Genomic DNA, 12,489 nt, shown 5'->3' on the forward strand with positions numbered 1-12,489 from the left:
CCGGCCGAGACTACGACCTCCTCCCGCGCCGCTACCGCCCCTTGACCCGAACCGCAGGGTCCTCGCACCACTCCAGGAGCGAGGCCCATTCCCCGTACCCCGAGTCGGGGTCGAGGTGCGCGCCGCCCGGGACGTGGTCCGTGTCGAGGCCGAGCGGGGTGCCGTAGTGGACGTCCGCGCCCTCGGGGCAGTACGGGTCCCCGTCCCCGTACACGAGCCGTGCCCGTACGCCCGTCTCCGCGAGGTCGAGCCCGTCGGCGAACGCGGCGATCGCCGGGATCGACGCGGTCACCGGCGGTGAGGGCGGGGCGACGAGCAGCACCCGGTCGGCGGCCGGCCGCAGCTCCCCGGCCCGCAGCCACAGCAGCACCGACAGGCTGTGCGCGAGCACCACGAACTCCCCGTCGGCCGGCCGCTCCCCGTGCTCCTCCAGGGCGGCGAGCCAGTCCTCCAGGACGGGCGCGTCCGCCTCGGGCAGCTGCGGATAGCGCACGTCGTGCCCGCGCGCCCGCAGCTCCCCGGCGAGCCAGTGCTGCCAGTGACCCGGCGGGCGGTGGTTCTGGAAGCCGTGGAGGATCAGATACGTGGTCATGCCACGATCCTGCGGCCGGGGCCCGCTCCGGGTCCACCACCGTCCACGGAGCGGGCGGGGTTGCTCGCGGGCTGCACGCGTACGAGCTCGGGGCCTTCGAGGGGCTCGGGGGTCGACGACGTGGCGCGGGCGGGGGAGGCGCCGGCGATCGCGTACAACGGGGTTCCGCGGGACTCGGGGTCCGAGGAACGTCAGTTCCGCAGGGTCAGCAGCTCCCGCACGCCTGCCTTCAGGCGCTCGCTCGACAGCTCCTGCTCGACCGTCAGATGGTGCATGACGTCCGGCGAGAACGCCGCGAGCGTCAGGTGCGCGAGCAGTGCGGCGTCGGAGCCGGGCCTCAAGTCGCCGATGAGCAGGGCGAGATGGGTGTGCATCACCCGGTACGCGCCGCTGTGGTAGCGGGCGCGGGGCGCGGCGGAGTGGGCGGCGAGCAGGATCTCGCGCTGCTCGCCGACCCGGTCGACGAGCGCGTCGAGGAAGGCGTCGAGCCGCTCGGCGGCGGGGGCGCCGGGCCCGAGCGGCGGCGGGCCGCTCATGTACGCCTCCTGGAACTGGCGCTCGCGGTCGTCGAGCAGGGCCCACAGGAGCTGGGAGACGTCGCCGAAGCGGCGGTAGACGGTGCCGACGCCGATGCCGCTGGCGTGGGCGACCTGGTTCATGGTGACGGCCTCGGGGCCGTCCTCGGCGACGATCCGGGCGGCCGCGTCGAGGATCTTCCGCCGGTTGCGGGCGGCGTCGGCGCGCTCGGGGGCGGGGCTGCCGCCGCCGGTGGGGAGCAGGCTGAGCATCGGCGCGGCCGTCGCCGCGGCGTCGTCCCCGGCCCGCGGTTCTCTCGTGCTCATTGCCGACTCCTGTCGTTCGTTCGCTCGCGTGCACTTGCGTGCACTCGCCGGCGCTCGCGTCCCCCCTCGGTCGCTCCTCGATGTGAGCATACCCGCTGCCCTTGCAAAGCGGATAGTCATCCGTTTAACCTCGGAGCATCGAAGCGGAAAAGAATCCGGTTGAGGGGGTTCGTCATGTCAGTCAAGGTCGCCGTCATCTACTACTCGTCCACCGGTGCCGTCCATCAGCTCGCCCAGGCCGTCGCCGAGGGTGCCCGGAAGGCCGGCGCCGACGTGCGCCTGCGCAGGGTGCCCGAGCTCGCCCCGGACGCCGCGATCGACGCGAACCCGGCCTGGCGCGCCCACGTCGACGCACCGGTGACGTGGAGACCGCCACGCTGGACGACCTGGAGTGGGCCGACGCGTACGCGCTGGGTTCCCCGACCCGCTTCGGAAACGTCGCCGCCCAGCTCAAGCAGTACGTCGACACCTCGGGCGGCCTGTGGCAGCGCGGCGTCATGGCGGACAAGCCCGCGACCGCCTTCACCAGCGCCCACAACGTCCACGGCGGCAACGAGTCGACGCTGCTCGCGCTCTACAACACCTTCCACCACTGGGGCTCGGTCATCGTCTCGCCCGGCTTCACCGACCCGAGCGTCTACGCGGCCGGCGGCAACCCCTACGGCACCTCGCACCCCGGTGCCAACGGCGCCCCGGAGGAGAGCGTCCTCCAGGCCGCCCGCTACCAGGGCGCGCGCCTGACGCGGATCGCGAAGCGCCTGAAGGGCCTCGCGGACGACTGAGGACTCGTGTCGGAAACGCCGAGCACCCCCGGGGACATCCCCGGGGGTGCTCGGCGTTTCCGCTCCGCGTGGCTCTACGCCAGCGACAGGAAGAGCTTCTCCAGTCGTGCCCGCATGGCGTCGCGGTCCTCGCCGTTCTTCCGGCCGTCCTCGATGTCGGTCAGACACTGCTGGAGCCCGGTCGCGATGATCGCGAACCCGGCCCGGTCGAGGGCGCGGGAGGCGGCGGCGAGCTGGGTCACGACCTCCTCGCAGTCCCGTCCCTCCTCGATCATCCGGATCACGCCGGCGATCTGGCCCTGGGCCCGGCGCAGCCGGTTCAGTACCGCCTTGAGCTCCGCGCCCGCGAGATCGAGTTCCACGAATACTCCTCCACAGATACCCCAGGGGGTAATTTACTCCCCAGCACGGGGCTACGCCGAAGACCAAGGATGACACCTGCGATGAATGAACCCCTCTCGCTCGACGCCGACCAGGCCCGCGAGCGGCTGGCCGAGCTGACCGTCGTCGACGTGCGGACACCCGGCGAGTACGCCTCCGGGCACGTCCCCGGGGCCCTCAACGTCCCGCTCGACCGGCTCGGCCGGGCCGTGCCCGAGCTCCGGGAGGCCGCGGCCCGCGGCGAGCTGCTCGTCGTGTGCCAGTCGGGCGGCCGCTCGGCCGACGCCTGCGCCCGGCTCGCCGCGCACGGCATCACCGCGATCGACCTCGCGGGCGGTACGAGCGGCTGGGCGGCCCGCGGGCACGGCCTCGACCGCCCGGCGGGCGCCCCGGCGAAGCCGGTCTGGGCGATGGACCGACAGGTCAGGCTCGTGGCCGGCTCGCTCGTCCTGCTCGGCCTCGGGCTGGGGCTCCTCGTCCACCCCGCGTTCCAGCTGCTCTCGGCGGGCGTCGCGGGCGGGCTCGTCTTCTCGGCGCTCACCGACACCTGCGGCATGGCGCTGATGCTCGGGAAGCTCCCGTACAACCGGGCGACGAAGAACGGCGGGCCGACCCTCGACGCGACGCTCGCCCGCCTGCGTCAGGAGAAGTAGCGACGCTTGCGGGGCCGCGGCAGGGGGCGTAGCGACGCTTGCGGGGCAAGCGTCGGGAGAAGTGGCGACGCTTGCGGGGCCGCGTCAGGAGGCGTAGCGAGGCTCAGGCGGCGTAACGGCGGAGGAACATCTCGACCCCGTCCGTGACGAGCCGCTCGCTCAGCTCCTCGGCAAGCTCCGTCCCGTACTGCTCGAAGACCATCTGCGGGAAGACGAGGAGCGAGTAGAGCTGGAGGACCGCGACCTCCAGGTCGGGGATCTCCAGGAGGCCCCGGTCGGCGAGGTCGCGCAGCGCGTCCGCGACGGCGGGGTGGTGGCCGGCCGGCCCGTGGGCGCGCCAGGCGCGGCCCAGCTCGGGGAAGCGGTGGAGTTCGGTGGCGACGAGGGTGCGCAGCGCGCGGCCCTCGTCGTCTGTGCGTACGGCCCGGGCCCAGGCGCGGCCCGCGTCGGTGAGGGCGGCCTTGAGCGCGTCGGGCCCCTCGGCGGCGACGAGCAGCGCGAGGTCCGGCCCTTCCGCCTCCCCTCCCGCGGACAGGGGCTCGTCGAGGGCGCCGGCGACGACGGCGGTGAAGAGCGCTTCCTTGCTGCCGAAGTGGTTGTAGACGGTGACCTTCGAGACGCCCGCCTCGGCGGCGATGGCGTCCATGCCGACGCCGAAGCCCTCGCGGAGGAAGAGGTCACGGGCGGCCCGTACGACGGCCTGGCGCTTGCGGGCCGCGCGGGCTCCGCTGGGTGCGGGCTTGGGTGCGGCGGGAACGTCCGAGGGCTGCGCGTTCATACCCGTCACCCTACAACCGAACTGTACCGTTGAGTTCAACTGTACTGTGCCGTACAGTTCAGTTATGAAACCTGACCTCGACGTGCCGGCCCACACCCATGCCCACCCGCAACCCCACCCGCGCCGCTGGACGGCCCTCGCGCTGATCTGCGCGGCCCAGTTCATGCTGATCCTCGACGTCACCGTCGTGAACGTCGCGCTGCCCGCCCTCTCCGCCGACCTCGACCTCGGACGCACCGCCCTGACCTGGGTCGTCACCGCGTACACCCTCTGCTTCGGCGGACTCATGCTCCTCGGCGGCCGGCTCGCCGACGCCCTCGGCGCCCGCCGCGTCCTCCTGACCGGCCTCGCGCTCTTCACGACGGCCTCCCTGGTCTGCGGCCTCGCCGCGAACGCCCCCGTCCTGCTCGGCGGCCGCATCGCCCAGGGCGTCGGCGCCGCGCTCCTCTCCCCGGCCGCGCTCGCCCTCGTCACGACCGCCTTCCACGGCGCAGAGCGGGCCAAGGCCCTCGGAGCCTGGGCGGCGATCGGCGGCACCGGCTCGGCCGTGGGCGTCCTGCTCGGCGGAGCCCTCACCGAGGGCCCCGGCTGGCCCTGGATCTTCTACGTCAACGTCCCGGTGGGCCTGGCCCTGCTGGCCGCGCTCCCGAAGGTCCTGCCGCACAACAGGCCAGGGCGCACGAACGCCCGCCTGGACGCGCCCGGCGCACTCCTCGTGACCACCGCCACCGGCGCGCTCGTCTACGGCCTCGTCCAGGCGGGCGACTCCGGCTGGGCCTCCGCCGCGACCCTGCTGCCGCTGCTCGGCGCGCTCGTGCTCTACGGGATCTTCGCCGCGGTCGAGCGGGCGAGCAGCGCCCCGCTGATGGACCTCAGGATGCTGACGCGGCGCCCGGTCGTCGCGGGCTCACTGCTCATGCTGGTCGCGACCGCGCTCCTGATCTCCTTCTTCTTCCTGGGCTCGATGCAGCTCCAGCACGTGTACGGCCTCGGGGCCTTCCGCACCGGCCTGCTCTTCCTCCCGATCGCCCTCACCACCGCGATCGGCGCCCACCTGGGCTCGCGCCTCGTGACGACGGCGGGACCGCGCGCCTGTGCCACCGGCGGCCTCGCCCTGGCGGCCCTGGGCTGCCTGCCGCTGACCTTCCCGGCCCCCGGCGCCAACCCCTGGGCGACCCTCCTGCCCGCCCTCGCCACGGCGTCCTTCGGCCTCGGCGCGGTCTTCGTCGCGGCGACCACGACCTCCCTCGGCCTGATCGCCCCGCACGAGGCCGGCCTCGCCTCCGGCATCGTCAACACCTTCCACGAGGTCGGCGGCTCCATCGGCGTCGCCGCCGTCTCCACCCTCGCCCTCACCGCCACCACGGCCCCGACGCCGACGGGCTTCACGGCGGCCTTCACGCTCTGCACGGCCACAGCCGCCACAGCGGCCCTGACGGCCCCCTTCCTCATCCCCCACGGCACCCCCCGCCCGACGGGCGGCCCCCACGGGGTGCACTGAGGGAGGGGCCTCAGCGAGCGCCGGACGAGTCGGCGGCGGCCCTGCTACGGGCGGTTCGCCGCTGCTCGAACTGGCCCACGTGCGCGACGACTGAGGCGTAGAACCGGTCGACGGCCTCGTCGATGCTGCGGATGAACCCCGACTCCGTACCGCCCCGACTGCTGCCCATCCCCTTGAAGAGCGACAGCCTGAAGCCGGTGATGGCCGAGCCGTCCTTGGGCAGCAGGTCGCCGGGCTCCGGGCGCAGCCGCTCCAGGGTTCCGCGGATCCCGCTCTGCCCTTCCACGAGGGTCTCCACGTGCAGATCGGCCGGGGCTTCGTCCAGGACCCGCAGGAGACGTTTCGCGACCGAGAGAGGGTAGGCGCCTTCGGGCGCGGGGACGTCGATGGACGCACGGATCTTCCCGGTGCGGAGGTCCGCCGTGATGGCCAGGATGCTCTGCGCGCCGTCGACACGCAGCTCCGCGGTGAGCTTCCCTTCCTCGCAGAGCCGGTCCGCGAGTTCCGTACGCCGGGACTTCGGGTCGGTGCCCCGCTTCGCCCGTTGCACCGGCAGTGCCTTCTGCCCCAGCTCGCCGCCCAGACGCAGACAGACCTGGCGGATCAGTCGCTCCCAGCTCTCCACGACCTCCACGGCGCGGGGGTCGCCCTGGCACAGGGTCTCGGAGTCGATGCCGTTGCGCACGGGCACCCACGACGGCCCCATGTTCTGGAAGCCGTGACAACCGGAGTTCTCGTGCTGGAGGTAGTGGAGCAGTTCCTGTAGGAGCCAGGCGTGGGCGGCGTTGCCCACGCCTTCGTGTCGGATCAGCATCTGTGCCTGATGGGCTACCTCGGCCCACGAGAGGTGCCAGAGCGAGACCTTGTGCTTGCGCCGTCCGTCGGTCTTCACGGCGACGAGTGGGCTTCCCTCCAGGGCCACGTCATTGGAGAGGGTGATGACGGCCTCGTACCCCCGCCTGGCGGCGATGTCCATGTAGTTCTGGACCTGCTCGGACTTCAGCGGGTTGCCGTTGGTCTTGGTCTCCACGAGCGCGGTCCAGAGCTTCCCGGCCCGCTCCACCCGGATGACGCCGTCCGGACGCTTCGGGGTGTCGCCGTGGGGGAGGGACACCTCGGTGAAGGTCTGCATCCGGCCTGCGGGGGCTCCGAAGCCCGCGGTGAGACGACGGCCGAACTCCGGCACCTCCGCCATCACGGAGAGCAGGACCGAGGTCGCGCGCACCTCGCGCTCCCGGTCGCTCTTGTAGGAGGGGACCGGGAAGAGCCGGGCGGGCTTCCAGGATTCGTTCTCCGCCAGGGACTTCTTCGTGGCCTTCGGGAGTGTGACCTTCTTCTTGGCCGTCCGCGTGCCCCGGCGCCGGGCGGGTTCGGGTTTCGCGCCGGGCGGGGTCGGGTCGGCAATGACGCGGTCGGCGGAGGCGGAGGAGGTGGCCTGGGCCGGCAGGGTGACGGCGCCGGCGGCCTGCGGAGCCGTGCCCGCTCCCGTATCCGTACGGGCATCCGGACCCGTATCCGTACGGGCATCCGGCCCCGTAGCCGTAGCCGTAGCCGTAGCCGTAGCCGTAGCGAGCTGACCGCCGGGGTGCTCCGCGACGTCGACGACCGAGTTCGCGGCCGTTCTTCCCTCGCCGTCCCCTTCGATCTCGGCGCGCTCGTCACCCTCGTCGTCCTCGACGACGGTGATGCCGAAGTCGGTGGCGAGACCGCTGAGACCGGTCTCGTAGCCCTGCCCCACGGCACGGAACTTCCACTCGTCGTTCCGGCGGTACAGCTCACCGAAGATGAAGGCCGTCTCCACAGTGGCGTCCGTGATGGAGAAACCGAGCAGAGCCTCACCCGAGCGATCGGTGACGGCCATGCGCAGGTCGTCCAGATCGCCGAAGCAGGCACCGCCGTACTGGCTCGCTGCCACCACGATCGTGACGACGTCCGAGGGGATCGCCGTGAGGTCCAGGCTGATCCGGTCCTCGCTGCCGTTCTCCGTCGGGACCTTTCCCAGCAGTTGCACGCTGCCGTCGTCGGCGGCGGGGTGGTTGTAGAAGTAGAAGTCGGTGTCCCCGCGCACCTTGCCGCCGCCATCGAGGAGCAGCACGGAGACATCCGCGTCGCCGTCGCCGGCGACGCTGCTCCAGCTCAGGCTGACGATCACCGACCCGGCGTCCTCGCTGAGGGCGGCGAGCCCGATGTTGGCACCCTTGGACATCTCCTGCATGCGTCCCCCCGGACCCTCGCGATGTGACGTGCGCCTCACGGGAACCGTAGCGTCCGCAACCGGAGGTCGGGGAGGCAATGTGAAAGCTGGACGAAATACGTGAGCCGAAGCCCCGAGAGGGCCCTGCGGAGGGAGCGCTCGGGGCTCTGGGCCGCAGGCTCAGTCCTGGCTCGGACCGGACTCGTCGACCGGGCGGATCACCACCGCGTACTCCGGGGAGCCGGCCGGGGCCGGGCAGCGGGCCACCTGGGCGGCGATCTCCGTGACGCGGTCCAGGGAGGCGCAGTCGAGGAGCCAGTAGCCCGCCAGGACCTCCTTGGTCTCCGCGTACGGGCCGTCCGTGACGACCGGCTTGCCCTCGCCGTCCACCGTCACGAAGCGGGTCGTGGACGGGGCGGCGAGGCCCTGGCCGTCGAGCATCTCGCCCCTGGTGTTCAGCTCGGTGTTGATCGCGTTCATGTGCTCGAACATCGCCTTGAGGTCCGCCTTGTTCCAGGCAGGGCTCCCGGCGGAGCCGCGGCCCACCATCGCCTCGTAGTCGACCTGCGAGCCCTGCACCATCACCAGGTACTTCATGACGTCCTCCTCACATCCGTGGCCGGTTCTGCCTCTCGCAGGAGAATCGGAGCCGACGGGCGATTCTCGACACCGCGCGGGCAAAGGCCGGAAAGACGGGAGAAATCACCCGACCGTCCCATGATTCCAAGGTGCACGCACTCAGCTTCGCCACCGCCTTCATCGCCTTCTTCTCCGTCGTCGGCCCGCCCAAGGTGCTCCTCTCCTTCGCCGGCCTCGCCCAGATCCACCCCGCCCGCCAGCTGCGCTCCGTCGCCCTCGTCTCCTCGGGTCTGGCCGTCCTCGTCGGTCTGGGCACCGGCATCACGGCCCCGTGGCTGCTCAACCTCTTCCACATCAGCACGCCCGAGCTCATGCTCGCGGGCGGCATCATCTTCTTCCTCTACGCCATCGGACTCGTCCTCGGCCTCCACATCGGCCCCGTCACCCCCCGCCAGGACGCCCCGGATCTGGTCAGCGGAGTGCGCGAGTTGCTCACGCCGTACGTCGTGAGCCCCCTCGCCATGACGGCGATCCTCATCGGGGGCGCCTCCGGCGACTCCTTCGGCTGGCGCTCGACCGTCGTCCTCGCCTACGCGGCCGTCATCGGCCTCGACCTGGCCTGCGTCCTGCTCCTCGCCGGCGTCCTGCGCCGCGCCCAGGGCACCACCATCGAGCTCCTCGGCCGGCTCCTGGGCCTGCTGCTCGCCGCGGTCGGCGTCGACCTCGTCCTCAACGGCCTCGCCGAGCTGGGGGTCCCCGGACTCGGTGACAGCGCGTAGGTCCCGGTGCTCAGGGCGCGGCGAGCTCCCGCTCCAGCGGGGTGCGGAACCGGGGCGCCACCCGTGCGCCCCCACCCAGGCCGCCAGTCGCGCCGCCTCCACCCCGATCGCCCGCACGCGTCCCCGCCCACGCCGGCCAGGAGCCGGTGGACGATCCCGCCGCCCGGCCGCTGCGCCCAGACGCCGACGATCCGGCCCTCCATGCCGAGGACCCGCAGCGTGGAAGGAGCCGTGAAAGGAGGCCGCCGGATCCCGCGGGACCCACCCCGCCGGATCCCGCGACCCGCCCACTCGGCACCCCGCGCCCCCCCACGCGGCCCGCTCAGCCCGCCGCGCGCTCCTCCAACGGCCGCCGCCGCAGAGCCGGTTCGGTGAGGGCGCGCGGACGCCAGACGCCGTCCGGCGGGTAGAGGTTCGTCCCCGGCGGCACGATCGCGTCGATCCGGTCCAGGACCTCGTCCGTGAGCACCACCGGCGCACCCTTCAGCAGCCCCTCCAGCTGCTCCATCGTGCGCGGCCCGATGATCACGGAGGTCACGGCCGGGTGCGCGGTCACGAAGGCGAGCGCCAGCTCGGGCAGGCTGCACCCGATCTCGTCCGCGAGCGCGACGAGCTCCTCGACGGCGTCGAGCTTGGCGGCGTTGACGGGCAGCGACGGGTCGAAGCGGTGCGGGGTGAGCGCGGCCCGCCCGCTGGTCAGGTCGATCGGTGCGCCCTTGCGGTACCGGCCGGTGAGGAAGCCGGACGCGAGCGGGCTCCAGGTCAGCACCCCCATCCCGTACCGCTGGGCGACGGGCAGGACGGACGCCTCCACGCCCCGCGCGAGCAGCGAGTAGGGCGGCTGCTCGGAGCGGAAGCGGCGCAGCCCGCGCCGCTCGGCGACGGCGTGCGCCTCGACGATCTCCTCGGCGGGGAAGGTGGAGCAGCCGAACGCCCGGATCTTCCCCTGTGTGACGAGGTCGCCGAGGACGTCGAGGGTCTCCTCGATGTCGGTACGGGGGTCGGGCCGGTGGACCTGGTAGAGGTCGATCCAGTCGGTCCGGAGCCGCCGCAGGCTGTTCTCGACGGCGAGGGTGATCCAACGGCGGGACGAACCGCCCCTGTTGGGCCCCTCGCCGCCCATCGGGAAGTACACCTTGGTGGCGAGGACGGTCGCCTCGCGGCGCCGGGCGTCGCGCAGCGCCTTGCCGACGATCTCCTCGGACTCGCCGGCGGAGTACATGTCGGCGGTGTCCACGAAGTTGATGCCCTGGTCGAGGGCGGCATGGATGATCCGTACGGAGTCCTCGTGGTCCGGATTGCCGACGGCACCGAACATCATGGTGCCGAGGCAGTAGGTGCTGACGTCGATCCCGGTCCCGCCGAGTGTTCGATAGCGCATGCGCCGCACTCTAGGAAGTGGAGTGCACTCGAAGGCAAGGGCGGACGCGCCCGCCCTCAGCCCAGGAATCCCGTCACCACCGCGTGCAGCACCTCGGGCCGCTCCAGATGCACGTCGTGCCCCGTGCCGGGCACGCTGACCCCGTGCAGCCCGGGCCGGAGCCGGGCCATCTCCGCGTACTCCTCCTCGCCGATGATCCCGCCCTGCTCGCCCTGACCGAGGACGGCGAGCGTGGGGCAGGTGATCGCCGCCCATGCGTCCCAGAAGGAGCGGGTGGCGTTCTCGTCGAGCGACCGGACCATGACGTCGGCGTCGAAGCGCGGCCACAGCCCGTCGCCGCGCTCGTCGAGCCCGTTCGCCCACCCCTCCCCGACGGGCCGCTTCCCGCCGCCGAGGTACGCGACGGCCGCCTCCCGCGACGGAAAGGGCACAGGCCACGCGGTGAACCACTCCCGGATGGCGTCCTGCACACCGGGGTTCGACCCGCCGGGCCCGGCCTCGACGAGGACGAGGGCGCTCGGCAGCCCGGGATGGGCGGCGGCGGTGAGCAGAGCGGTGTGCCCGCCGAGGGATTGCCCTACCAACACGGGCCGGTGCAGCCCGAGTTCGCTCACGACCGCCACCACGTCGGCGACGTACGCGGCGCGCGAGACGTCCTCGGGCCGCCGTTCGCTGCTGCCGTGCCCGCGCTGGTCTAGGGCGAGGACCCGGTATCCGGCGTCCCGGAGGGCGCGGGCGGTCGCGTCCCACTCCCCGGCGTGCCCGGCGAGCCCGTGGAGGAGGAGTACGTCGGGCCCGGAGCCGCCCCAGTCGCGACAGGACAGCCGCACGTGGTCGCGCACGACGACCCGCTCGGACCAGCGGAACCCCAAAGAATCGGACCAGCGGAACCCCAAAGAACCAGTCATCCCCGAATCCTCCCCGACCCCGCTACGGATGGAGGAGCTGGTCGGCGACGGCGGTGCGGGCGTAGAGGACGGAGCGCCCGCTGCGGTGGGCGGTGACGAGGCCGGCGTTCCGCAGGGCGATGAGGTGCTGGGAGACGCCGGCGGCGGACAGGCCGCAGTGCGTGGCGAGTTGGGTGGTGGAGGCCGGGGTGTCGAGCTCGGTGAGCAGCAGGGTGCGGGAGCGGCCGAGGACGGCGGCGACGGCGTCCGTGGCGCCGGTCGTACGGGGTTCCCACAGGGTGCCGATTCCCCGGGCGGGGTAGGCGAGTTGGGGCGGGTCGGGGTGGACGGACCGGGTGAGGACCTGGGGCCAGGCGAAGGCGGAGGGGATGAGCAGCAGCCCGGAGCCGGACTGGTCGCGGGTGAGCGCGCAGTGGCGGCGTACGAGCCGCAGGGTGCCGTCGTCCCACCGTACGGTCTCGTGCAGCTCGCTCAGGACCCTGGCCGAACCGTGCTCGGCGACCTGGCGGGCCCGGTGGAAGACGTCGGCCTCCAGGAGCTTCTGGATGCGGGCCCAGTAGGGCGCGAGGGCGATCTCCCAGTACGTGTCGACCTCGTCGGCGACCTTGCGGAGAGCGGCTTCGGGAGCCTCGTGCAGCAGCCGCCGCCGGGGCTCGTCGCCGCCTTCCGCCCCGAGGCGCCGGAGGTCGTCGCGTACCTGCCCGGGAGGGGTGCGGCGGACGGCGTCGAGCTCGGCGTCGAGGGTGGGGAAGGGGCCGGTGGGGGTGGGGTTGAGGAAGTCGGCGAGGTAGCCGTGGGCGGGGACGAGGGCGGCGAGCCAGCCGCGGCCGAGTCCGGCCCGGAGGAGGCGTGGGCGGACCTGGGCGGCCCAGCGGCGGTGGGGGGAGGTGTCGGAGTTCCGGGCGAGCAGGCGGAAGCTGGTGACGACCTCCCACATGGGGGAGACGGCGAAGCGGGTCTGGGCGAGGTCGGCGGCGGAGAAACGGAGCCCGGATTCCATGGAGTTACCGCCCTGGTCATCGTGAAGGATCCGAAGGATCGAAGGATCGAAAGAATGAAGGATCGAATGGATTCGGCCTGAGCTTAATCATTGGAGAGGGAGTCGCAAGTACCGCCAAG

Annotated in this window: 13 protein-coding genes and 1 pseudogene; 4 read left to right on the plus strand and 10 right to left on the minus strand. The window is 72.6% G+C overall.

The features are described 5' to 3' along the window. Window positions 1-31 precede the first annotated feature (31 nt). From ACFWWU_RS03160 to ACFWWU_RS03170, 3 genes are read right to left on the minus strand one after another with little or no spacing between them, the layout of a single operon-like run. Window positions 32-592, minus strand: a complete 561-nt coding sequence (locus ACFWWU_RS03160) for an RBBP9/YdeN family alpha/beta hydrolase (protein WP_384138176.1) — start codon at window positions 590-592, stop codon at window positions 32-34. Further along, a complete protein-coding gene (locus ACFWWU_RS03165; RefSeq protein ID WP_384138178.1) occupies window positions 589-750 on the minus strand; it encodes a hypothetical protein in 162 nt (53 codons plus the stop codon). Before ACFWWU_RS03165 ends, ACFWWU_RS03160 begins: the two co-directional genes overlap by 4 nt. Window positions 751-783: 33 nt before the next feature. Then, entirely contained in the window at window positions 784-1,434 is a 651-nt protein-coding gene (locus tag ACFWWU_RS03170; RefSeq protein WP_384138180.1) for a TetR/AcrR family transcriptional regulator, read from the minus strand. 174 nt (window positions 1,435-1,608) lie between these two features. Between ACFWWU_RS03170 and wrbA the strand changes: the two are divergent. Next, window positions 1,609-2,216: pseudogene (gene wrbA, locus ACFWWU_RS03175) on the plus strand (NAD(P)H:quinone oxidoreductase). Window positions 2,217-2,290: 74 nt separating this feature from the next. Here wrbA and ACFWWU_RS03180 read toward each other — a convergent pair. Beyond that, entirely contained in the window at window positions 2,291-2,578 is a 288-nt protein-coding gene (locus tag ACFWWU_RS03180; protein WP_141299218.1) for a metal-sensitive transcriptional regulator, read from the minus strand. Between the two features lie 81 nt (window positions 2,579-2,659). Here ACFWWU_RS03180 and ACFWWU_RS03185 point away from each other — a divergent pair, with 81 nt between their 5' ends. Then, entirely contained in the window at window positions 2,660-3,250 is a 591-nt protein-coding gene (locus tag ACFWWU_RS03185; protein ID WP_384138182.1) for a rhodanese-like domain-containing protein, read from the plus strand. Window positions 3,251-3,353: 103 nt separating this feature from the next. On the opposite strand, the gene ACFWWU_RS03190 is transcribed toward ACFWWU_RS03185, so the two are convergent. Continuing rightward, on the minus strand, window positions 3,354-4,028 hold the full coding sequence (locus tag ACFWWU_RS03190; RefSeq protein ID WP_384138184.1) for a TetR/AcrR family transcriptional regulator: 675 nt from the start codon (window positions 4,026-4,028) through the stop codon (window positions 3,354-3,356). Window positions 4,029-4,092: 64 nt separating this feature from the next. Between ACFWWU_RS03190 and ACFWWU_RS03195 the strand changes: the two genes are divergently transcribed. Then, the gene (locus ACFWWU_RS03195; protein ID WP_384138186.1) at window positions 4,093-5,529 is read left to right on the plus strand and encodes an MFS transporter; all 1,437 of its coding nucleotides are present in this window, start codon (window positions 4,093-4,095) and stop codon (window positions 5,527-5,529) included. A 10-nt stretch (window positions 5,530-5,539) separates the two neighbouring features. Here ACFWWU_RS03195 and ACFWWU_RS03200 read toward each other — a convergent pair whose 3' ends face one another. Further along, the gene (locus ACFWWU_RS03200) at window positions 5,540-7,744 is read right to left on the minus strand and encodes a TerD family protein (RefSeq protein ID WP_384138187.1); all 2,205 of its coding nucleotides are present in this window, start codon (window positions 7,742-7,744) and stop codon (window positions 5,540-5,542) included. Window positions 7,745-7,903: 159 nt separating this feature from the next. Continuing rightward, window positions 7,904-8,320, minus strand: a complete 417-nt coding sequence (locus ACFWWU_RS03205; RefSeq protein WP_384138189.1) for a YciI family protein — start codon at window positions 8,318-8,320, stop codon at window positions 7,904-7,906. 131 nt (window positions 8,321-8,451) lie between these two features. On the opposite strand from ACFWWU_RS03205, the gene ACFWWU_RS03210 reads away from it, so the two are divergent. Continuing rightward, window positions 8,452-9,081, plus strand: coding sequence for a MarC family protein (locus tag ACFWWU_RS03210; protein WP_384138191.1), 630 nt, complete (start codon window positions 8,452-8,454; stop codon window positions 9,079-9,081). A 322-nt stretch (window positions 9,082-9,403) separates the two neighbouring features. Here the strand turns inward: ACFWWU_RS03210 and ACFWWU_RS03215 are convergent, their stop codons facing one another. The 3 genes from ACFWWU_RS03215 to ACFWWU_RS03225 are packed head-to-tail and all read right to left on the minus strand — an operon-like array spanning window position 9,404 to window position 12,370. Then, entirely contained in the window at window positions 9,404-10,462 is a 1,059-nt protein-coding gene (locus ACFWWU_RS03215; protein ID WP_384138193.1) for an aldo/keto reductase, read from the minus strand. A 56-nt stretch (window positions 10,463-10,518) separates the two neighbouring features. Continuing rightward, window positions 10,519-11,370 carry an alpha/beta fold hydrolase gene (locus tag ACFWWU_RS03220; protein WP_384138195.1) on the minus strand — a complete coding sequence of 284 codons (852 nt, stop codon included), beginning with the start codon at window positions 11,368-11,370 and terminating at the stop codon, window positions 10,519-10,521. Window positions 11,371-11,392: 22 nt separating this feature from the next. Beyond that, window positions 11,393-12,370, minus strand: coding sequence for a DUF5937 family protein (locus tag ACFWWU_RS03225; protein WP_384138197.1), 978 nt, complete (start codon window positions 12,368-12,370; stop codon window positions 11,393-11,395). Window positions 12,371-12,489 lie beyond the last annotated feature (119 nt).

Source organism: Streptomyces sp. NPDC058650 (assembly GCF_042717315.1).
Lineage (GTDB): Bacteria > Actinomycetota > Actinomycetes > Streptomycetales > Streptomycetaceae > Streptomyces.

Bases quoted from the DNA above. Each gene is read 5' to 3' on its own strand.
- ACFWWU_RS03195 (WP_384138186.1), top strand. From the start codon at position 4,093: ATGAAACCTGACCTCGACGTGCCGGCCCACACCCATGCCCACCCGCAA.
- ACFWWU_RS03205 (WP_384138189.1), bottom strand. From the start codon at position 8,320: ATGAAGTACCTGGTGATGGTGCAGGGCTCGCAGGTCGACTACGAGGCG.
- ACFWWU_RS03185 (WP_384138182.1), top strand. From the start codon at position 2,660: ATGAATGAACCCCTCTCGCTCGACGCCGACCAGGCCCGCGAGCGGCTG.
- ACFWWU_RS03225 (WP_384138197.1), bottom strand. From the start codon at position 12,370: ATGGAATCCGGGCTCCGTTTCTCCGCCGCCGACCTCGCCCAGACCCGC.
- ACFWWU_RS03200 (WP_384138187.1), bottom strand. From the start codon at position 7,744: ATGCAGGAGATGTCCAAGGGTGCCAACATCGGGCTCGCCGCCCTCAGC.
- ACFWWU_RS03215 (WP_384138193.1), bottom strand. From the start codon at position 10,462: ATGCGCTATCGAACACTCGGCGGGACCGGGATCGACGTCAGCACCTAC.
- ACFWWU_RS03190 (WP_384138184.1), bottom strand. From the start codon at position 4,028: ATGAACGCGCAGCCCTCGGACGTTCCCGCCGCACCCAAGCCCGCACCC.
- ACFWWU_RS03160 (WP_384138176.1), bottom strand. From the start codon at position 592: ATGACCACGTATCTGATCCTCCACGGCTTCCAGAACCACCGCCCGCCG.
- ACFWWU_RS03170 (WP_384138180.1), bottom strand. From the start codon at position 1,434: ATGAGCACGAGAGAACCGCGGGCCGGGGACGACGCCGCGGCGACGGCC.
- ACFWWU_RS03220 (WP_384138195.1), bottom strand. From the start codon at position 11,370: ATGACTGGTTCTTTGGGGTTCCGCTGGTCCGATTCTTTGGGGTTCCGC.